This window comes from Vibrio sp. 1727 (assembly GCF_033344415.1).
GTDB classification, from domain to species: domain Bacteria; phylum Pseudomonadota; class Gammaproteobacteria; order Enterobacterales; family Vibrionaceae; genus Vibrio; species Vibrio alginolyticus.
Window position 1 is genome coordinate 1 of sequence record NZ_JAWPOT010000551.1, and the last position, 556, is coordinate 556.

1 pseudogene is annotated in these 556 nt (G+C 36.9%); it reads right to left on the reverse strand.

The annotated features are described in order from the left end of the window. Positions 1-556, reverse strand: a pseudogene (locus R8O10_RS26870) (phosphohydrolase); the annotation flags it as partial.

Sequence of the window (556 nt, forward strand, 5' to 3'; positions counted from 1 at the left end):
TTAAACGCTGTCACAGAGTACTTTCCATCAAGCTGTTTCTCTAGCAATTTAATCTCCGTCTTCGAGATATCTTTGAAAGCATTGTCAGTCATAACATCTATGGTGAATTTTGAACCATCAATGTCTTGGCTTGTAATCATTTCATCGATTGTTAACGTTAACTGCTTGACTGTATCCTTATTGATAACATCTGTGATATTTAGATTATCGGGATATAATTTTGATTCGTAGACTTTGTCCCATGGCTTACGATGGACTATGTCATTATTTACTTCCTCGGCAGCATCGTTCCCTTCAATCGCGACAGCTAGCTGTTCGTTTAAGAAATGGTCATCCGAATTGTTTTCATAGAAATCTTGAATCTGCTCTAAATAAGATTTTTTTTCGGCATCTGAAGGTAAAGTAAACTCAAACAAATCAACATCAGCGTTAGCTTGCTTTGCTAAGCTACACACTTTGCTTAACATGGAAGAAAAAGAGCGATTGGTCTTGTGGTAGTAGACTTGGCCAAATAAATTCGCTCTAGCGTTGATAAATTCAACAATAGAGTCCAAAC